Source organism: Paenibacillus sp. 1_12, assembly GCF_900114475.1.
Lineage (GTDB): Bacteria > Bacillota > Bacilli > Paenibacillales > NBRC-103111 > Paenibacillus_S.
The window spans coordinates 389660-409564 of sequence record NZ_FOTE01000001.1 but is presented as its reverse complement, the minus strand read 5'-3'; the positions used below and the strand labels follow the sequence as shown (position 1 = coordinate 409564).

The 19905-nt window shown below is 46.1% G+C and carries 21 protein-coding genes; 18 read left to right on the top strand and 3 right to left on the bottom strand.

The features are described from left to right. Positions 1-10: 10 nt before the first annotated feature. From BM210_RS01770 to rpmG, 7 genes are all read left to right on the top strand, one after another. Entirely contained in the window at positions 11-1240 is a 1230-nt protein-coding gene (locus tag BM210_RS01770) for a Gfo/Idh/MocA family protein (RefSeq protein ID WP_091163869.1), read from the top strand. 30 nt (positions 1241-1270) lie between these two features. Further along, on the top strand, positions 1271-2596 hold the full coding sequence (locus tag BM210_RS01765) for an ABC transporter substrate-binding protein (protein WP_256223200.1): 1326 nt from the start codon (positions 1271-1273) through the stop codon (positions 2594-2596). 460 nt (positions 2597-3056) lie between these two features. Next, positions 3057-3773, top strand: coding sequence for a metal ABC transporter ATP-binding protein (locus tag BM210_RS01760; protein ID WP_091163867.1), 717 nt, complete (start codon positions 3057-3059; stop codon positions 3771-3773). Then, complete coding sequence (locus tag BM210_RS01755) at positions 3710-4636, top strand: metal ABC transporter permease (RefSeq protein ID WP_091163866.1); 927 nt, start codon at positions 3710-3712, stop codon at positions 4634-4636. Before BM210_RS01760 ends, BM210_RS01755 begins: the two co-directional genes overlap by 64 nt. Continuing rightward, positions 4620-5594 (top strand): metal ABC transporter substrate-binding protein, encoded by a 975-nt coding sequence (locus BM210_RS01750; protein WP_091163864.1) that lies wholly within the window; start codon positions 4620-4622, stop codon positions 5592-5594. The genes BM210_RS01755 and BM210_RS01750 overlap by 17 nt, the downstream gene beginning before the upstream one ends. Before the next feature lie 103 nt (positions 5595-5697). Continuing rightward, on the top strand, positions 5698-6912 hold the full coding sequence (locus tag BM210_RS01745; RefSeq protein ID WP_091163862.1) for a GTP-binding protein: 1215 nt from the start codon (positions 5698-5700) through the stop codon (positions 6910-6912). Between the two features lie 106 nt (positions 6913-7018). Then, positions 7019-7168: a 50S ribosomal protein L33 gene (gene rpmG / locus BM210_RS01740; protein WP_091163860.1), complete on the top strand. Its 150-nt coding sequence runs from the start codon at positions 7019-7021 to the stop codon at positions 7166-7168. A 260-nt stretch (positions 7169-7428) separates the two neighbouring features. Here rpmG and BM210_RS01735 read toward each other — a convergent pair whose 3' ends face one another. After that, on the bottom strand, positions 7429-7818 hold the full coding sequence (locus tag BM210_RS01735; protein ID WP_143100976.1) for a hypothetical protein: 390 nt from the start codon (positions 7816-7818) through the stop codon (positions 7429-7431). 153 nt (positions 7819-7971) lie between these two features. Then, complete coding sequence (locus BM210_RS01730; protein WP_091163857.1) at positions 7972-8202, bottom strand: eL33 family ribosomal protein; 231 nt, start codon at positions 8200-8202, stop codon at positions 7972-7974. Between the two features lie 197 nt (positions 8203-8399). Here BM210_RS01730 and BM210_RS01725 point away from each other — a divergent pair, with 197 nt between their 5' ends. The 7 genes from BM210_RS01725 (at position 8400) to BM210_RS01695 (ending at position 14932) form a co-directional block, all read left to right on the top strand. Continuing rightward, a complete protein-coding gene (locus BM210_RS01725) occupies positions 8400-8957 on the top strand; it encodes a GNAT family N-acetyltransferase (RefSeq protein WP_091163855.1) in 558 nt (185 codons plus the stop codon). 255 nt (positions 8958-9212) lie between these two features. After that, positions 9213-10205: an ABC transporter ATP-binding protein gene (locus BM210_RS01720; protein WP_091163854.1), complete on the top strand. Its 993-nt coding sequence runs from the start codon at positions 9213-9215 to the stop codon at positions 10203-10205. A gap of 16 nt (positions 10206-10221) precedes the next feature. Continuing rightward, positions 10222-11109, top strand: a complete 888-nt coding sequence (locus BM210_RS01715) for an ABC transporter permease (RefSeq protein ID WP_256223198.1) — start codon at positions 10222-10224, stop codon at positions 11107-11109. A gap of 124 nt (positions 11110-11233) precedes the next feature. After that, positions 11234-12031, top strand: coding sequence for an ABC transporter permease (locus BM210_RS01710; RefSeq protein ID WP_256223197.1), 798 nt, complete (start codon positions 11234-11236; stop codon positions 12029-12031). Between the two features lie 187 nt (positions 12032-12218). Next, positions 12219-13382 (top strand): stalk domain-containing protein, encoded by a 1164-nt coding sequence (locus BM210_RS01705; RefSeq protein WP_091163852.1) that lies wholly within the window; start codon positions 12219-12221, stop codon positions 13380-13382. 149 nt (positions 13383-13531) lie between these two features. Further along, a complete protein-coding gene (locus BM210_RS01700) occupies positions 13532-13990 on the top strand; it encodes a chemotaxis protein CheX (protein ID WP_091163851.1) in 459 nt (152 codons plus the stop codon). A gap of 168 nt (positions 13991-14158) precedes the next feature. After that, a complete protein-coding gene (locus tag BM210_RS01695) occupies positions 14159-14932 on the top strand; it encodes an SDR family NAD(P)-dependent oxidoreductase (protein WP_091163850.1) in 774 nt (257 codons plus the stop codon). Between the two features lie 150 nt (positions 14933-15082). Here the strand turns inward: BM210_RS01695 and BM210_RS01690 are convergent, their stop codons facing one another. Continuing rightward, positions 15083-15349, bottom strand: coding sequence for a DUF2573 family protein (locus BM210_RS01690; protein WP_091163849.1), 267 nt, complete (start codon positions 15347-15349; stop codon positions 15083-15085). 99 nt (positions 15350-15448) lie between these two features. Between BM210_RS01690 and BM210_RS01685 the strand changes: the two genes are divergently transcribed. From BM210_RS01685 to BM210_RS01670, 4 genes are all read left to right on the top strand, one after another. After that, positions 15449-16276 carry an alpha/beta hydrolase family protein gene (locus BM210_RS01685; RefSeq protein WP_371263403.1) on the top strand — a complete coding sequence of 276 codons (828 nt, stop codon included), beginning with the start codon at positions 15449-15451 and terminating at the stop codon, positions 16274-16276. Positions 16277-16622: 346 nt separating this feature from the next. Then, positions 16623-18206: a DEAD/DEAH box helicase gene (locus BM210_RS01680; RefSeq protein WP_091163847.1), complete on the top strand. Its 1584-nt coding sequence runs from the start codon at positions 16623-16625 to the stop codon at positions 18204-18206. Positions 18207-18252: 46 nt separating this feature from the next. Continuing rightward, the gene (locus tag BM210_RS01675; protein WP_091163845.1) at positions 18253-18792 is read left to right on the top strand and encodes a hypothetical protein; all 540 of its coding nucleotides are present in this window, start codon (positions 18253-18255) and stop codon (positions 18790-18792) included. A gap of 228 nt (positions 18793-19020) precedes the next feature. After that, positions 19021-19893 (top strand): LysR family transcriptional regulator, encoded by an 873-nt coding sequence (locus tag BM210_RS01670; RefSeq protein WP_091163843.1) that lies wholly within the window; start codon positions 19021-19023, stop codon positions 19891-19893. Positions 19894-19905: the final 12 nt, after the last annotated feature.

Below are 19905 nucleotides of genomic sequence, written 5' to 3'. Positions count from 1 at the left end.
GATTGATTTCATGAAAACATACGCAATTGTCGGGGCAGGCAGCAGGTGTACATCGATGTTTGCGCTCCCCCTAACTCAGCAATTTACGGACGTTGCTAAAATTGTAGGTATTTATGATTCCAATCACAAGCGAGCCCTATTATTGCAGCATAAATGCGGAGACAGCTTTCCGGTTTTCGAAAGCTTTGAAGAAATGATCAACAATACGAAGCCGGATATAGTCATTGTCACCACCATTGATAGCTACCATCATGAGTACATTATCAAGGCGATGGAATTGGGCTGCGATGTTATAACAGAAAAGCCGATGACCATTGATGAAGACAAATGCAATGCCATTCTCGAAGCGGAGCAGCGGACAGGGCGCACGGTGACGGTCACCTTCAACATGCGGTTCAGACCGTTTATCGTCCGAATGAAGGAACTGCTCAAGCAGGGATCGATCGGGGATGTTTTAAGTGTTCATTTTGAATGGTTCCTGGACACCGACCACGGGGCGGACTACTTCAGAAGGTGGCATCGCAAAAAGGCGAATTCAGGGGGCCTGCTCATCCATAAATCAACGCATCACTTTGATTTCATTAATTGGTTGCTGGAAGAGGAGCCGGTTGAGGTTTCTGCCTTTGGCACGTTGCGGTTTTACGGACCGACTCGGGAGGAAAGAGGAGTGCGCTGCCTCACCTGCAATTATCAGCATTCCTGCGAGTTTTATCTGGACATCACCAAGGATCCTGCGCTCACGGAGATGTATTTAGAAACCGAAGACGTCGATGGGTACTATCGCGATAATTGCGTATTCTCGGAAGAAATCGATATCGAAGATTCCGTCAGCCTGAACGTTAAATACTCCGGTGGTGCTCTGATGAGTTATTCATTAACGGCTCACTCCCCTTATGAAGGATTTAGAATATCAATAAACGGAAGCAAGGGCAGAATGGAAGCCGAAACCTTTCACGGGGCTGTAGGACCCTTTGCTGGGGAAGACATCAATCAGCTTCGAATATACAACCGAGAGCAGGAAGAAATTACGATTAAAGTACCTTCGGTAGGAGGAGCACATGGAGGAGGGGATGAAAGGCTATTAAAAATGCTGTTCCGGGGTGGCTTGCCCGATCCACTTCATCAGCAGGCGAGTTCCTGGGATGGGGCGTTGTCGAATGCGATCGGTTTTATGGCGAACAAATCCATGAGGGAAGGGAGATCCATTCTATTTAGCGAGTTGGTTAAGAGACCGATGTAATACGATGAATGATATGGGGAGGAATATACATTGAACAAGGTATTTCCGTTAGCGATATCAATGTCCTTACTTTTCACCGCTGCAGTAGGCTGTAGTGGAGGATCTAACGCACCCGTCGCATCTGTAAACTCTGAACAACCTAAAACTGCCGCTCCCAGCAAAGATCCTATTAATCTACGTTTTTCATGGTGGGGAGGTCAGTCGAGGCACGACTATACGCTTAAAATGATTGAAATGTATGAAAAGAAAAACCCGAATGTCAAGATACAGCCAGAATACGCTGCTTATGATGATTACTGGAAAAAGCTTGTCCCACAAGCTGCGGCAAACGATCTGCCGGATATTATGCAAATGAGCGTGGCGTATGTCGCCCAGTATGGTGATAAAGGTCAGTTGGAAGATTTGGCTTCTTATATGGATAAAGGAATCATTGATAAAAGCTCGATTTCCGATGCGTTTTTGAAGGTTGGCCAGTATAACGGCAAGCAATATCAGGTTACACTCGGAGTTAACGCTCTCGCAGCCATCTATGACCCTCAATTGTTCAAAGCCGCTGGGGTTAACCCACCGAGCAAAGAGTGGACTTGGGCAGACGCGGAAGCTATGGGAACCAAATTAAAAGCAAATGGCAAGCTTTTGAGCGCTAATGTGGATGATCGGAATTTCTTTAATTTCTATTTGCGAGCCATGGGGCAAAATCTGTTTGGTCCAGACGGAGTTGCTTTGGCCTATACGGATGACAAGTTGTTTGTCGATTATTATAAGCAGCTTCAAAGAATGTACGACGCTGGTCTTTTAATGTCCATGGATAAGTTTGCCCAGAAGAAAGGCGTACCCGAGGATGATGAAATGGTTTTGGGCAACGCCGGTATTAGTTTCTCTTGGTCCAATCTGTACGTGGCGGAATCAGCTGTAGCGAAGCGTACTTTAGAGATTGCGCCACCTCCAGGGCCTAACATCGATAAAGGTCTCTATCTACAGTCAAGCCAGGCACTGTCTGTGAGTAAGAACTCTAAGAACAAAGAAGAAGCGGCCAAATTTGTTAATTTTATGATAAATGATATCGAAGGTCAAAAGATCATGAAGGGCGAGCGCGGCGTTCCAGCTTCAACCAAGGTACAAGATGCGATCAAACCGCTGCTTACTCCCGAAGAGCAAAAAGTTGTTGATTATGTGGCCTGGGTAGGGAAAAATACCAAATCAGACAATCCGATTGATCCTGTTGGAGCTGTTGAGATCGTTAAGCTGCTAACGGATTTGAGTCAACAAATTTTATACAAAAAAACAACGCCAGAGGAAGCTGCGGCCAAATTCCGCAAAGAATCGAACGCTATTTTGGTCAAAAATAAAAAATAAACGTTATAAGCATCCTAAGAGCTTTATTCAGAAATTAAAGTACGACCAAATAGGTGTAAGCGTTATGTGGGGAGCTGTGCTGCTGGAGAGAATCGATTTGGACTCTCGGCAGGTACGGTTCTTCTTTTTGTACAAACGTGTGGGACGTAGCATTCTTCGGGGAATACCATGCTAAATGTTAATGCCTCCTGGATCATGGAAGAGTTTATTATGGAATAATTACGATTAAACAATTGACGAAAGAAAGGATAACTGCTAATATTAAAAAGTAATAATTACTATTAATATCGTGATGCCGACAAACTAGGGGATTATCGCTGTGTGACTTGGATATATTCATCGAATAGGGAATCGGGAAAAGAAGCATTTCTTCTTTAAAATCATATCGTAATAATTACATATTGTTGAACGGAATAATGAACCTTTGTCGGACATTTATAGGCATGAAAGGAACATGAGTATGCTGTTAGCTTCGATGAATAAAGTGGTATTTGGCTACCACGACATTCCAAGTCTGGATGGCGTCTATATCGATATTTTTTCCGGTGAGTTCGTGGCTGTAGTTGGACCTAATGGCGCCTCGAAAACAACGCTGCTCAAGCTGATGTTAGGCCTGCTGCAGCCATGGAGCGGTGAGGTACAGCTTTCACCCAAAAATAAGGATGGGAACAAGCTGGCAGTCGGTTACGTCCCCCAGCAGGTCGCTTCATTTAATAGTGGTTTTCCGAGCAAGATTCACGAATTCGTGCTATCTGGCACGTATACGAGCGGGTCATGGCTGCGCAGGCTGCGTTCTGAGGATCATGAAATTACGGAATGCGCCTTGCGTCAGGTAGGCATGTGGGAGCAGCGAAACCGCAAAATCGGAGAGCTGTCAGGCGGTCAAAAGCAGCGGGTATGCATTGCAAGAGCGTTGGCTCAGCAGCCGGATATGCTTATTTTGGATGAGCCGACGACCGGTATGGATGAGGAAAGCCGACATGGGTTTTATGATTTGATGCATCATCAGGTGAAGGCCCATGGAAGTACCGTTGTCATGGTTACTCACGGGCTTTCGGAGGTTAAACCGTATCTGGATCGCATCATTGAGCTGGAAAGAAAGGAGCACGGAGGATGGAAATGCTGCACTACGACTTCATGCAGCGGGCATTTTGCGCCGGTGGAATCATCGCAGTAATCGCTTCGGTGCTGGGTGTTTACTTAATGCTTCGACGGCAAGCGCTTATGGCTGATATGCTGTCGCATGTTTCACTGGCCGGGGTAGCAGCGGGTGCTGTTCTGCGAGTGAATCCGGCTTTGATGGGATTTGCCGTAGCGGTACTTGGTGCAATTGCGGTTGAATACGTGAGGCGATCGTACAAAACCTACAGTGAAATTTCGGTTGCCATCATCATGATCGGCGGATTATCTACTGCTGTTGTGCTGATGAGCTTGAATCAAAGCATTAATAAAGGTTTTTCTGCTTATTTGTTTGGCTCGGTGGTAGCTGTTAACGAAACCGAGCTCTATATGATGCTGGGTGTTGCTATAGTCGGTGGGATTTTCTTTTATACGTTGAGAAGACCTTTATATCAAATCACGTTTGATGAGGAAACGGCCCGCACCAACGGCCTTCCGGTCAAGCAGATTTCACTTGGCTTCAGCATTCTTACAGGCATGATTGTTGCCGCAGCGATGCCGATTGTTGGAGTGCTGCTGGTCTCTTCCTTGATTATTTTGCCTGCTGCTCTCGCGATTCGAATTGCGCCGAGCTTTGCAGCTGCGCTGCTGTTATCAATGGTGATCGGCTTGGTAGGCGTATTCAGCGGATTGACAGCGTCCTATGCATGGAGTACACCTCCGGGGGGCACGATTGCACTTGTACTTTTGACTTTTTTGATTATAGGCATCGGGATTAAAACAGGTATCGTCAAGCTTGGCAAAAATCGTAACACAAGCATGGAGCTTCAGAACAGAGCTGCTCATAGTGAGATTCGCAGCTTTATGAAAGAACCATCTATTCAGGAAACAGGAGGAAAGAATCATGAACGCATGGTTTAAAACAACTTTGGTATTAGCAATTTCATCAAGCTTAATGCTAGCTGGGTGTGGGAATTCAGATTCGCAGGCCTCCTTTAGCGGTAAGAAATTGAAGGTCGCGGCTTCATTTTATCCGATGGTTGAATTCACAAGGCAGGTGGCTGGTGAGCATGCTGAGGTTATCGGTTTGATTCCCTCAGGCGTTGAGCCGCACGATTGGGAGCCGTCAGCCAAGGAAATGAAGCTCATCAAGGAAGCCGATGTATTCGTCTATAACGGGATTGTGGAGGGATGGGCTGAGGCTGCACTGAAGAGTGCGGCTAATGATAAACGGATCGTTGTGGAAGCGAGTAAAGGGATTGATTTGTTGGAGGGCTTGCCGGAGGAAGAGGTAGCCGATCCCAAAGCACCTGTTAAGGACGGAGCCAAGCAGGAGGAGCATCATCACGACGATGATCACGACCCGCATGTATGGTTAAGCCCGGTTCTAGCCCAAAAGGAAGTCGCAGTGATTCAGGCTGCTTTGGAGAAAGCGGACCCTGCACATAAAGAGGATTACAAGAGAAATGCCGATGCTTACATAGCGAAGCTGAAGGAATTGGATCAAGCCTTTAAGACCGATCTGAAAAGCCCCAAACGTAAAGAATTTGTAACCCAGCACGCTGCATTTGCTTATTTGGCCAAGGAGTATGGATTGACACAGGTGCCTATCGCAGGTCTTTCCCCTGAACAAGAGCCATCCCCAGATAAAATGGTCGGTATCGTGAAGTTTGCCAAGGAAAAACAAGTGAAAACGATCTTTTTCGAAACATTGGTTGATCCCAAGGTGGCTGCTACAGTCGCCAAAGAGATCGGTGCCAAAACCGATGTGCTGAATCCTTTGGAGGGCTTGACGGATGAAGATAAGGAAAACAAACTGGATTATATCGGCGTGATGAAAAATAATTTGGCAGCATTGAAAAAGGCATTGAATGAATAGCTTCGGCTGCAGATGAATAGAAGTGGAGCCAAGAGGGGATGAGATTCATTCCCTTAGCTCTTCAATTTTAATAGTAATAATTACACAAAAAAGGAGATTGATTATGAATTCATCCCAAATACCCGTAACCGTGTTAAGCGGTTATCTCGGTTCAGGCAAAACCACACTGCTTAATCACGTATTGAATAACCGTAATGGATTAAAAGTGGCTGTTATTGTGAACGATTTAAGTGAGGTTAATATCGATGCTGATCTTGTGAAAAACGGCAGCGGCTTATCTCGCACGAATGAGACGCTGGTGGAGATGTCCAATGGCTGTATTTGCTGTACATTGCGAGAGGATTTGCTTCGGGAGGTTGAAAGACTTGCCAAGGAAAACCGTTTCGATTACATTCTGATCGAATCGACTGGTGTTGGTGAGCCCGTTCCCGTAGCGCAAACCTTTACGTATTTGGACGAGGAGCATGGTATCGATCTGTCCCGATTTTGTCGTCTGGATTGTATGGTTACGGTTGTGGACGCTTATCGCTTTTGGCATGACTTTTCATCGGGTGAAACGCTGCTGGAGCGAAGCCAGGCTGTCGGGGAAGACGATACACGCGAGATCGTGGATTTGCTGATCGATCAAATCGAGTTTTGCGATGTGCTTGTATTGAATAAGTGTGATAGAGTAGAGGCGACTGAACTGCTGGAACTGGAACAAGTACTCCGTAAGCTGCAGCCGCGTGCGAAGCTGATTCGTTCGGTGCAGGGACAAGTGGACCCATCAGAAATACTGAATACGGGATTGTTCAATTTTGACGAGGCGAGCGTTTCGGCAGGCTGGATCAAAGAGATGGAAAAGCCTTCCCATACACCAGAAACCGAGGAGTACGGCATCTCTTCTTTTGTATATGAACGGGTAAAACCTTTTCAGCCGGAACGCTTAATGGAGTGGATGGCGGAGTGGCCGCCTGAGATTGTCCGTTCCAAAGGGATGATGTGGCTGGCAACTCGTAATGATTACGCACAAAATATAAGCCAAGCGGGCCCATCGGTTCAATTTGGACCTGCAGGACGTTGGATTGCGGCGCTTCCAGAAGCGGAGCAAGCTGAGCTGCTTCTGGAAGATCCCAAATTGAAGGAGGTTTGGGATGCGGAACATGGAGATCGTATCAATAAGGTTGTATTTATCGGCATTGAGATGGACAGGACACAAATCGTTTCTTCATTGGATGCATGCTTATTGACGGAAGAGGAAATGCATTTCGATTGGAACCGGTTTGGCGACGCGCTTCCAAATATCGTGGAACTAGAGCAAGAACTCGTCCATGATTGATTGAGGCTGGTCAGCATACTGGTCAGCATAGAGATATTTGAACAACGGCGAACGGAGGAATTCTGCGGCCGTGGAGTGTGGATTGTAACTAAAGGAGGTGAACAGCTTGCGAGTCATCATCACATTGGCCTGCACGGAAACTGGAGATCGTAATTATACGACGACCAAGAACAAAAGAAATCAACCAGGACGTATGGAATTGCGGAAATATTGTCCGAGACTAAAGAAATATACGATTCACCGTGAAACCAGATAATAGCACTAGAGCAAGTATGACCGGGCTGCCAAGTCCGGTTATTTATTTTCGTAAGCTCCTCTCGAGTCGAATCTGGTCCAGGAATCGAAATCGCAAGAAATAGTCTAAGCAGAAAAAAAGAGCCATGAGTTCGGAAGCCTTCTTCAGCCTCTGACTTCTTAGCTCCTTACTCCTGTCCAGCATCATTGCTCTTGTGCTTTCATATTGCTGTTGTGGAGCCATGGTTGGACTCTGTTTCTCAATTATTCGAATCGTTGTGTTCAAAAGAACCACAAAAATTTCCGTTTGGGCGCGACCTGCCGTTCGGAGCGAGGGTTAAGGTTGTATTTGACAGCTTCCTGAGCAGTCTCTGCCGCTGTCTCTGCTTGCATTTCACTACCTGCCGATGTTTCATTCATGGTCACTGCATCCGCAAATAATTCATTAGTACTCGTCAGGGATTGACTCCACATAAGTCGATCCGCCGTTACTGCGACCTCTCCGATTAAAAGCTGCTGTTCGGTCAATTGCCGCTCCACGGATTCGACTCGTTGTTTAAGCGCTGTATTCTCACGCTCCTGCATCTTCACCCGTTCATAGAGCATCTTCATAGTGAGCTTGGGCATGGTCTGCTGCTTCCATTCATCTTCATTCGAAACAATAGGACTCACCTTATCTACTCCTTCTGATTCAATGATTTCATCTTGATTACAAGCTCCATACAAGCCCAGCCGAAGCTCGTATCCTCTGATAGTTCTATCGTACAGCAAGTCCATTAAGGATACTGTCACAACCTGCTGTCAAAATCAGGGCATAATCGCCGATTAAAATAACAATACGATAGCGAGCAAATCAAACAAAACTAATGGCAAAATAAATGGAAAAAATGAAGTATGGACTTTCTTGCCATCATTTACGGAAGTGACCTTCAGATGTACTCTTTTACCATCCACCTTAACAATTTTGCCTACGTAGGTATTTCCATTTTTGGATTTGATCCGGACACGCCGATTTAAATATTTGATGCATTTTTGGTAATTGGAAATAACGGACATCAGGATGACCCCCTTTTCGTGTGATATTGTATGATATGACACAGCCCTGCAATAAGTGTGGACTGTCGGGGAGTTAGCAGCGGTCAGGTCGAATCTGGAAAGTTTATGTCATGGTTATTGGACATTCAGTACGGATTTGCAAACCGAGCATGGATATGGTTCACTATGGTGTAAGTTGAGCTTCAGGAGGGAAATTCATGATAAGAAAGGCACAAAAAGAAGATGCAGCAGCTGTCATAGCGTTAATGTATACGGCGATTGGCGGTATTGCCCACACACTAGCAGGAACCGAGGATGTCGGGGATGCATTGCAGGTGCTGGAACAGTTTTTTCGGGAAAAAGGAAATCGGATCAGCTATGAAAATGTGATCGTGATCGAAGAAGATGGACGAGTGATCGCTTTTATGCTTGCTTACCATGGCAGCCGGGCTGCGGAGTTGGATCGTCCATTTCTCGAACGTCTAGCAGCGAACGGCAGCACAACACAAACCATTGAACGTGAAACGCGCGAGGATGAATATTATTTGGATTCTATTGCTGTTCATTCGGATTATCAAGGCAAGGGCATAGGGACAGAGCTGCTTCGCTTGTTTCAAGAACAGGCGATAGAGCTTGGGCATCCTAAAATTATGCTGCTCGTCGATCTGGACAATCCTTCTGCCAAGCAATTGTATGTGAAACAGGGATATAAGGAAGATGGCGTTGTTCAGGTGAGCGGACATCTTTTTCATAGGATGGTTAAACGGTTGGATTAGGTTGTATGGGACATTCAAAACATTTTATTTTTATTGTAATTATTTACATTTGATGTTAGTATATTAAAAAATTATGTGGAAGGACTTCTAGGGATCCGAGGGTCAATAACGGCCTGCTCGAACCAAGCGAAGTCGAACGCGGCTGGCTGCTGCGTTACACCGTAGGGATAAAAGACCTCGAGTAAGTTCCGCCTGTCCAAGGCGAAGCTGCACGAGGTCTTTTCTGCGTTAGTGGACTAAAGGGGGGATGACACAATGAATGCAATTCGTGTAGAAGGCTTGACCAAATCTTTTGCCGTGAAACGTAAAACAACGGGATTATGGGGCAGCATGCAATCACTGTTCAAGCCCCAATACACCGAAAAGCTGGCCGTGCGCAGTGTGGATTTACAAGTTGAGCAGGGTGAGATGCTGGCCTTTCTCGGACCCAATGGTGCGGGGAAATCAACGACTATCAAAATGCTCACGGGTATTCTGCATCCATCCGGTGGTGAAGCGGAGGTTCTCGGGTACTGTCCATGGAAAGAGAGAAGCCGTCTGGCCTACCATATCGGTTCCGTATTTGGGCAGAAGTCGCAGCTGTGGTATCACCTCCCGCCGATGGATTCCTTTGAACTGATGAGTCGAATTTATGAATTGAAGCGTTCCGATTACTACAGCCGCCGCGACGATTTGGTGCGCCGTTTTGAGCTGGAGCCTTACCTGCACACTCCGGTCCGCAAGCTGTCGTTGGGTGAACGGATGCGCTGTGAGATTGCAGCAGCGATGCTGCATCGACCCCAAATTGTGTTTCTTGATGAGCCAACCATCGGACTGGACGTTATCGTCAAGCAAAAAATCCGCGAGTTGATTCTGGAAATGAATCGGGAGGAGGGCATGACGGTGTTTCTGACCTCGCATGATGCGGGTGACGTGGAGCAGCTGTGCAAGCGTGTCGTCGTAATTAACCATGGCGAGGTTATTCTGGATGATGGCGTCGAGCGGATGAAGCGCGAGCTGCTGACGGTGAAAACCATTCATCTGCAGCTGCAGGAGACCGGTGCGAGCTTCAGCTTTCCCGGTGTAGAAGTACTGCTGCAAGAAGGACTTACATTAAAGCTGTCCATCGAGACGACAGCTGTCAGCATAGAGCAGGTACTGGCCCATATCGTAAGCAAATATCGGGTTATCGATGTTACGATTGAAGATCCGCCGATGGATCAGATCATCACCCATATTTATGCCAGAGAATCGGGAATCGTACGGTAGAAAGGGAGAGTGTATTATGAGGCAAACGTTGAATAAACGTCCAAGCGCAGACAGCGCATTTCCCCATACAGCTGATACCTTTAAGCCACCTGGACCTCGTGCTTCGTTGTTCGGCAAACTGCTGAAGTACTTGGCTATTGGCAGGGTGACGCTGCGAAATCATTTTGCCTACGTGTACGATTTCCTCATCCGCTCGATATTTCTTATTCTCATCATGTATATATTCATTCAGTTATGGAGTGTTACGTACCAAGGTGAAGGAACTTCGATTATTGAGGGATACAGCTATGCACAAATAATTTGGTATATTTTGTTCGCAGAGGCGCTAACGACGGCGTTTCCGAGCTTGGCGACACGGATAGAGGAAGAGGTTAAGAACGGGGATGTTGGCTATAAGCTGACGCGGCCCTTGAACTATATTGCGTTTCATTATGTAGGTTATCTTAGCGAGGTAGCGGTGCGATTGCTTGTTAATCTTGGTGTAGGCGGGCTGCTTGGAGTTGTGATATTCGGCTGGCCTGACTTTGGCTGGGGCTGGCTGGGCTTTCTGTTGATGTCGATAGGTGCAATTACCATTAATTTTTTGCTTAATATGGCTCTCGCTTTGTGTGCGTTTTGGGTGGAGGAAACGAGGGGACTCGAATTTGTATATCATAAACTGCTGTTCACGGTTGGCGGAATGCTGATGCCGCTAGAACTATTCCCCAAGCTGCTGCAGGAGGTATGCCGCTGGCTGCCTTTCCAAACCATCCTGTATTTCCCTGCAAAAACCGCAGTAAAGTGGGCAGATATTTCTCTCGCTCCGATGCTGCTTACGCAAATGTGCTGGATCATACTGCTTGGAGCAGTGGTATGGATGATTTATCGCCAAGGTGTTACCAAGCTGAACGTGAACGGCGGATAAACGGGTTAAGTGGAAGCAAGATGAAGCAGGAAGGAGAAAGAAGGAGAAAGAGGGATAAAGAGGAAGTATAAGTGAGCCGAAGAGCGCTAGTAATAGAAAGTAAGAAGAGGCGGGTGGTAAACAAGTGGTCAAGCAAACAGCGGGACTTGCAGCTTTCGTATGGAGCTGCTGGAAATTGAATCTGGCAGGAGCAATGGAGTTCAGGATCAGCTTTATGCTGACTGCAGGTATGATGGTAGTGAATAATATAGTGTGGATTTTGTTCTGGGGCCTGTATTTCCAAAGATTCCAAGTGGTGAACGGATGGTCGCTGCAAGACGTCATGATGATGTGGGCGGTGAGTGCGGGAGGGTTCGGTCTGTCAGCCGTATTGTTCGGCAATGCTTATCGGTTGGCTTCACTGATCTCGTCAGGCCAGCTGGATGTGTTCTTGTCCCAGCCGAAGCCGGTGCTGCTGCATATCCTGATCAGTCGTATGTCGGTTTCAGCAATAGGGGATGTCCTGTTTGCCTTAATTGTATATGGAGTGTTCGGTGACACGACGCTTATGGGTATATTCAAATTTGCGCTGGCATTGCTGATTACGCTGCTGATTTTTATATTTTTCGTCGTTATTGTGCAGTCACTTGCCTTTTTTATTGGGAATGCCGAAGGTATCGGTCAGCAAGTGTTTAATGGATTATTGGCTTTTTCGACGTATCCAACTGGGATATTTAGTGGCTGGGGGAAGCTGATTTTATTTACGATTATTCCTGCTGGCTTTATCAGCTATTTGCCGATAGGCTTACTCCGCTCAATGGAACCACTGTTTGTGTGGCAGGCGATTGGTGTAGCAGTAGGCTTGGCGATCGCAGGAACTGCCTTTTTTTATTACGGTTTGAAAAAATACAGCTCCGGCAACTCCATGGGAATGCGGATGTGATTCTGATTCCCGCCTCTACAGGTTGTATTTGGCCATCCGCCCAGAATGACCGGTAGTGTAGGGATCACGGTCATCTAAAGCCGCTAAATGCTCTATACGCTTCTAATTAGGCTAAAAAGGGTAATTTACTGAGAAGTTAATTTGTATAGCCCACACAACCTGCCATAATCGGAAAGGATGATAACGGATGAACTCCAAATATGACAAAACAATGTCTATAACAGGAAGTCAGTCAAGATCAAAGAGGAAGTCGGCAAAACGGGGTAGAAAAAGGCTGCTTGCGCTTGTGATCGCAGTCGCTGTAGGAGGTAGTGCAAACTTGCCGCTGGAAGGCCCGTTGGAAGCGTACGCAGCCTTGTTGGGAGGGGACCGGATAATGGTCCATTCCAATCCTTTACTCATTGACGGTGTGAGCAAGGCTGTTCCAACTGCCAACGTCCATGGGGATACTTATATCGGTCTGCGCTCACTCAGTGATGAGCTTGGGCTGGATATAGGTTATGATGCAGACAATCAAACTGTTCTGATTAGCGGAAGGGGGCGGACATTGAAGTTTGAAATCAAGCAAGAGAACGGAGCCTATTTGCTGAATGATCAGCTTATTTATGCATTACCGATCATTATAGAGGATGATTCGACTTACGTACCGCTTCGTTTTTTTCTTGAAAGTGTCGGTTACGGGATTTCCTATGATGCGGCGTTAGGTATGGTAGGTATTACTACCATCAAAGAAAACCCGATTACTTTCAAAACAGAGCAAATCGCTGAAGCCAATGAGGGAATTTCTTTGAAGGTCAGCTATCCGCAAATCGCCGGCTTTGCTAATGCTGATATTCAGCAAAAGGTGAATGCCTTTCTGAAAAAGGAGATCGAGAATCACGTCTCCGCTGACAAGACTATGCTGAACAAGGCAGCAGCGGACAATAAACAGTGGGAAGCGGATAATGCGAAGATCAAGATTCCTCCTGTGAGCCTTGATGGCGTGTATAAGGTAACCTATAATGAACAAAATCGGTTAAGCCTATATATCGATTATTATATGTATTTGGGTGGAGCGCACGGGATGACTGAACGTGTTCCCTATACATTTGATCTGACTACGGGTAACCTGTTGACGCTTCAAGAGGCAGCAGCAGGCAATGCCAATTATGTATCGATCATCAATAATGAAATTATGAAACAATATAAGGAAGATGGATTAAGTCTATTAGCGCCGTTCAAGACCATTGAGCCGGAGCGTCCGTACTTTCTGAAACACAACGGCGTCGTCATCTATTTTAACCAATATGAGTATACGGCGTACGCCTCTGGGATGCCAGAATTTGAAATACCATTTGCTTCATTTCGTTAATCGATTGTTAAAGGAATCGGCATAAACACTGATATTCCAACATTTCAAGACAAAAGTTATATACTTTTGCGACAGAAGTAGGTATAATGAGGGAGAAATTAGACCTATGTAGGACTCGTGATTTTGTCGCAAAGGAGCCAGATCATTTTATGAAGGCGGAATACATCAATCCATTTTTGGAATCTGCTAGAATTGTCATAGAGCAAGTCGCCAATATTCGTCCTTCTACCGGACAGCTGGGAATAAAGGACGTTAAATTCGTAGAAAACTTTATTTGGATACAGATTGGCATGACAGGGGAAATGCAGGGGGATGTCGTATTCGGTCTGCATGAAGTGGTTGCATTGAAGATGGTTTCCGCGATGATGGGGGGCTATGTAGTCACCGAGATGGACGATATGAGTAAGAGCGCGATTTCCGAACTCGGTAACATGATCAGCGGTAATGCCAGCACCATGTTGTATAATCAGGGAGTTCGGGTAGATATAACGCCTCCGAAATTGCTTCATTCCGCGAATGCAGCTGGTTTTATTCCTAAGAAAGCATTAACGATACCGTTAATTATGGACGGAATTGGTGAGTTGGATATACAGGTTTTGATCGTTTGATTCTAATCGGGTACAGAGAAGTGGTAGCTTCCGGCTTGACGGACAGCTGCCACTTTTTTTTGAAATAGTCAGAAAGTATAAATGTACAGCTTTCGGGATATGGATAGACAAACGTGTGCCGTTCTACCTAAGACAGCGGAGCCGTTTATCCTTGTGGAGGTGTGACAAATGTTTAACGGAAAAGTCGTTGTCGTTACGGGAGCATCCAGTGGAATCGGAGCCCTCATGGTGGAGGAATTGTCGAAGCGTGGTGCTATACCTGTGATGATGGCGCGATCGGTTGACAAGCTGGAAAAGGTTGCTGCCAAACTCAATGGCGAGCATCGTATATACGAGCTGGATGTTACTTCTACGGATCAAGTCTTCTCCACTTTCGAGCAAGTTATTGACCATTATGGTCGTATTGATATACTGATCAATAATGCAGGCTATGGCATATTCGAAAAACTGCTGGATTGTTCAATTGAAGAAATGGCAGCCATGATGGATGTGAACTATCTGGGAACCGTTCGCTGTACCAAGGCTGTGCTGCCTATCATGCTGAAGGCAGGTAGAGGCCATATTATTAATATTGCTTCCATGGCGGGCAAAGTCGGTTCAGCCAAATCATCAGGATATTCGGCAACCAAACATGCGGTGCTTGGATTCACAAACAGTCTTCGGCAGGAGCTGGTCGGCACAGGGATCAAGATGACAGCTATTAATCCGGGACCTATTGATACGCCTTTTTTTGACAGGGCAGATCCTTCGGGTCAATATGTAACGAACATCAAATGGTTTATGCTAAAACCGGAACAGGTGGTTGGTAAAATCATCCGTGCGATCGAAAAAGGTACTCCCGAGGTGAACATGCCCTTCGTCGCAGGTTTTGGAGCAAAGCTGTTTCAGCTGTTTCCGCGAACTTTTGAAAAGTTCACCTATAAGATGATGAATAAGAAATAAACATGTACCTAACTGAATGAATCCTTATGATATAAAATGCAAGCAAGCGCCTTGGACCCTATGGTAATGGTTCAAGGCGCTTGCTTGGTGTCAGGCTGCGGAGACTTACGTCCGTGTAATGATCAAATTTGTGCTTTCTTGCAGAGGGTACTACTCTTCAGGATTCGTACTCTTGTTCTTTTCTTTCAGCTCGAGATGCATGGCGCGTACTTCCTCAAAGAGACTCCGAATGACGGCTCTGCTCTCCGGATGATCCTGATTCCAATGGCTTGCCAGGGCAGGCATAGTTTTGTGAATATGATTATATATGGACCAAACTTTGATTTTTTCCACCAGCTCTGGTGATCTGCTGCCTGTCACCATTTCCGCAAAGGTTTCGACCAAAGCGTTGAATTCACTTTCAAACTCGGTATTCATAGAAAAGCCTCCTTGACTTCATATTAATAAGGTAACGCTAGTCTAGCGTATTTGTATGAGTTCTGTAAAGCAGGAAACCAAGGAAAGGGAAGAATCCCATTGACGAACATCAGGGAAACCGGTACACCTTCCGGAACGTTATTACAGAGAGAGCTATTGCAAAGTCATAGATCGGATGTAAGCCTTTATTTAGTAACCTATTCAAGTGAAGGACTTAGGGTCAAAGGGTATTTGGCTGTTCCTGATTCGAAAGGGCCTTGTCCGGCGCTGATCTTTTGCCGTGGCGGCATTCGCAAGGTAGGCATGCCGCGCAAACGTCGGGTGATGACCATGGCGGAGCGGGGATATGTGGTGTTTGCTCCTTTTTACCGAGGGAATGAAGGAGGCGAGGGGCGGGATGAGTTTGGCGGAGAGGATCGTCTGGATGTCATTCATGCCATTACCATGATGAGCTCGCTCCCTGAGGTGAAGCCAGGGCTTGTCCCGTTAATTGGATTTTCCCGGGGATCGATTATGGCTCTGTCAGCTGCCAAAGAGTGTGAAGGGGTAGGGCCTGTAGTCGTATGGGGTGGGGTTAGCGATTTATTTGACACGTATGAAGAACGTGTTGATTTGAGGCGTATGCTCAAGCGTGTCGTCGGTCATCCCCGTAAGCAAATAGATGCTTATCAAAGTCGATCACCCGTCTATTGGGTGGACGCTCTGAAGGTACCGATTATGATCGTGCATGGTACATCCGATGTTTTGGTTCCCGTAAGACATGCATGGAAGCTGGCTGAGAGCTTGAAGCGATCCGGCAAGGATTTTGCTATGGAATTGCATGAGGGCTTCGGCCATCGTTTTCCAAGGAAACAGGATGACAAGGCTCTGGACGCTGTATTTATGTGGTTGTCGCAGAAGCTGCAGCAGATGGAGATCAGCTATTGATGTTACCTACTTCCATTGGTATGATGAATTTATACGCTTGTTTGGTGAATATGCTTACGAAGAAGGTTTTGCCAAGGCAAAACCCAGAAGTCCGGTGAATAAAGAGCGGAGTGGGCAAATGATCCTGGAGAAGCGCCAGCGTTCGCCTTTGTTTCCGTATTTTTACCGCTAATATCTTGTGAAATCAAAAAATACGGAAACAACAGTGATCGGAAGGATATTTGACCGCGCAGCGGGACGTATTCACCAGACTTCTAGTAGATGCTTACGAAGTAAGTTTTCTACGAAAACAAGAATATGCTTACGAAGAAGGTTTTGCCAAGGCAAAACCCTTAGGAGGAATTAGATGAACAGTTTTTCAAGTTTGCAAATTGATGAGGTTTATATAAATAAACTGAAGGAAAAGGACATCCTGGTACCATCACCGATTCAGGCGGAGTCGATCCCGGTTATTTTATCCGGCAAGGATGTGGTTGCACAATCACAAACCGGTTCGGGTAAAACCTTGGCCTATGTGCTTCCATTGTTGCAGCAGGTGGACAAGAGCTCAAGAGAGGTTCAAGGTATCGTTATTGTGCCTACTCGCGAGCTTGGCTTTCAAATTCTGGAAACCTTGCAGCTGCTCGCTGATGAAGCTGGCATTCGTGTTCAGGGGTTGATTGGCGGTGCCGCCTTAACTCGGCAAATTGACAAGCTTAAGCTTCGTCCGCAGTTGATTGTAGGCACACCGGGAAGAGTGATGGAGCTGTTAAAGCTGCGCAAGCTGAGCGTTCACCATGTGCGCACGGTTGTTGTCGATGAGGTCGATCAAGTATTTGATTTGGGCTCCATGCGCGAGGTAGAGGTCATATTTAAAGGCACACAGCGCAACCGACAAATGCTCTTTTTCTCAGCTACGATGCCTGAGCCCATTCAAGCTGTCATCAGCCGTTGGATGAATGAACCGGTATATGTGCAAATCTCGCCTGAGCAGCGCACCTCGGAAACGCTCCAGCATTTATATTTTGTTTGCGAAGATCGGGACAAGATTGATACGCTTCGTCGTATCGTTCGCTTGTATAAAATGCCCGCCGCTATTGTATTCATCAATGAAATCGATAATGTAGCCGAAATTGTGGAAAAGCTAAAATTTGCCGGTCTCTCCATTGAGGCTTTGTATGGCGATGCAGGCAAGCAGGAGCGGGCAAAGGTGATGCAGGCATTTCGGGCAGGCAAATTCCAGCTGCTGCTGGCAACGGATATAGCGGCGCGCGGCTTGGATATTCCTCATGTCACACATGTTATTAACTTTGAGCTGCCGATTGATGCCGACCATTATGTACATCGTGTAGGACGGACCGGACGTATGGGGAAAAAGGGTACAGCGATTTCCATCCTCACGCATAAACAACGTTTTATTATCGAAAAGTTTGCCAAAAAACTTGGCTGCAAAATAGAGGAACAAGAAATGGCTTACGGCAAGATTTATCAATCCGGTTCACGTAGTGCAGCTAAGTCTGCAGCGCCTGCCAAAGACAAGGGAGCCCGTACAGGTTCTGCAGATCAGCAGCAGGCTGGTTCAGCTGTGACCAGTTCGTCCAACCAAGCGGTTGTCCGCAGTACAGCGTTGGGTAAGCCCAATCCAGCTAAAAGCTCATCGGTATCGGGTAAAGCATCAAGCAGGCCATCATCAAGCAAGCCGGCAAGCCAGGCTTCCAATAAGTTTGCGAAGACAGGTCCATCCCGATCTGAGGTTAGATCCGAGACAAGGTCTGGGACAGCTCCGGAGATTCACAAGTCAGGTACTCTGGCTGCCGCGACCGGAACCAAGCCTGAAGCCCCAAAAGGCACCAAGCCCGTGAAGACCAAATCGGATCGTGAGCTTAAGCGGGAACGCAAAAATAAAGGTGCTCCGCGCTGGTTGAAAGAAAAACAAAACAAACCGACATAAGCTTTTTTCACAGCTTGTTTATTGAGAGTCAGGAGGAACTACGGAAATGGGGAAGCTATTGCGCTTTGTTGGAATGCTGCTTATCCTTTGTATTCTGCTGTTGGGTGTTTCCTATGCGTATGCTCAGCCTGATCGAATGCTGGATCTGAATTATTCGGAAATTTCGATTCGTGATAAGTTAACGGATATGCTCGCTAATAGAAGGCTTGAGGTTGTATTGACCGAAAGCGAAGTGAATGAACTGCTGAAAAAGACGCTCTCTTCACGTGCTCAGCTGACGGAAGATTGGAAGCTATCAGGAGCACAATTTAACTTGAAGGGAAATCAATGGACTGCTGATGTAACCTTGATGTATAAAGACAAGTGGCCGATTGGAGCCAAGCTGTTTTTTACTGTCAAATGGGAAGATCCCATCCTGACAGCAACCCATACAAGAACCGAAATCAAGCAGTTTTCTGTGCCGATGGATTGGTTTCAACTGCAGCCGCTGCAGCTTCCGTTAAATGACTACCTACCCAAGCCTGCAGGTATACGCGCTGTGACCTTCCAAGACAACGTGGTAAGGCTCGCACTTCGGAGACGGTAATATATAGACTTACAAAGAAAAAATGCCTCGAGCCCACTAGCGTAGTGGGTATCGAGGTTATTTTGGTTTATATGGAGAGCTGTCATACAAGGACATATAATTCTTGAAGGTCGATCCGGACTCCATTACAATAGTTAGAACATCGCTTCAGCGAGCGAAGCTGATACTGTGCGTGATGCAATGGAATGAAATGATGTTTCGCCATCTTCAGGTTTGGAGGAAGTCTTAATGGATGATCGGGATTGGAAAATATTAAAGGTGCTGTACGAGCAGCAAAATATAACAAAGACCGCACAAATTCTGTTTATTTCACAACCTGCATTGACGAACCGGTTACAGCAAATTGAACAGGAGTTTGGTGTTAAAATTGTTCAACGGAGAAGGAGAGGCATTGAATTTACGCCAGAGGGCGAATATTTAGCTAAACGTGCAGACGAGATGCTCATAACCATAGATAAAATTAAAGATAATGTAAGGAATATGGGCAATAAAGTCGTTGGAACACTCAGACTGGGTGTTTCTAATTATTTTACGAGGAATAAACTGCCAGGGATTTTAGAGTTGTTTAAAAATAAATATCCCGATGTGGAATTCAAAGTAGTAACAGGCTGGAGTAGAGATGTGCATAACTTGGTTTATAACCAGCTTGTTCATGTTGGTTTTGTTAGGGGGGACTACCAATGGGGAGGCCAGAAACATCTCATATTAGAAGAGTCGATTTGTGTTGCATCCAAAAAGGCATTGAATATGGGAGAGCTACCTGCCTGTTCAAGAATAGACTACCAAACTGACTATTTATTCAAGTCACTGGTGAACAATTGGTGGACTGAAAACTATGCTCACCCTCCGTTAATCGGTATGGAAGTGGATAAGGTTGAAACGTGCCGGGAAATGGTTATTAAAGGATTAGGATATGCGATTGTACCGAGCCTTGTCCTTGAAGGTATCCCGAATATTCATAAAATATACATTACTGATAAAAACGGTAACCCTATACAAAGAAGAACATGGATGTATTATCAACAGGATTCGCTGGAATTAAATATGGTGAACGCTTTCGTTCAGTTTGTAGAGGAGCTGGATTTAAGCAAACCGTTGTAAATGAAAAATGGG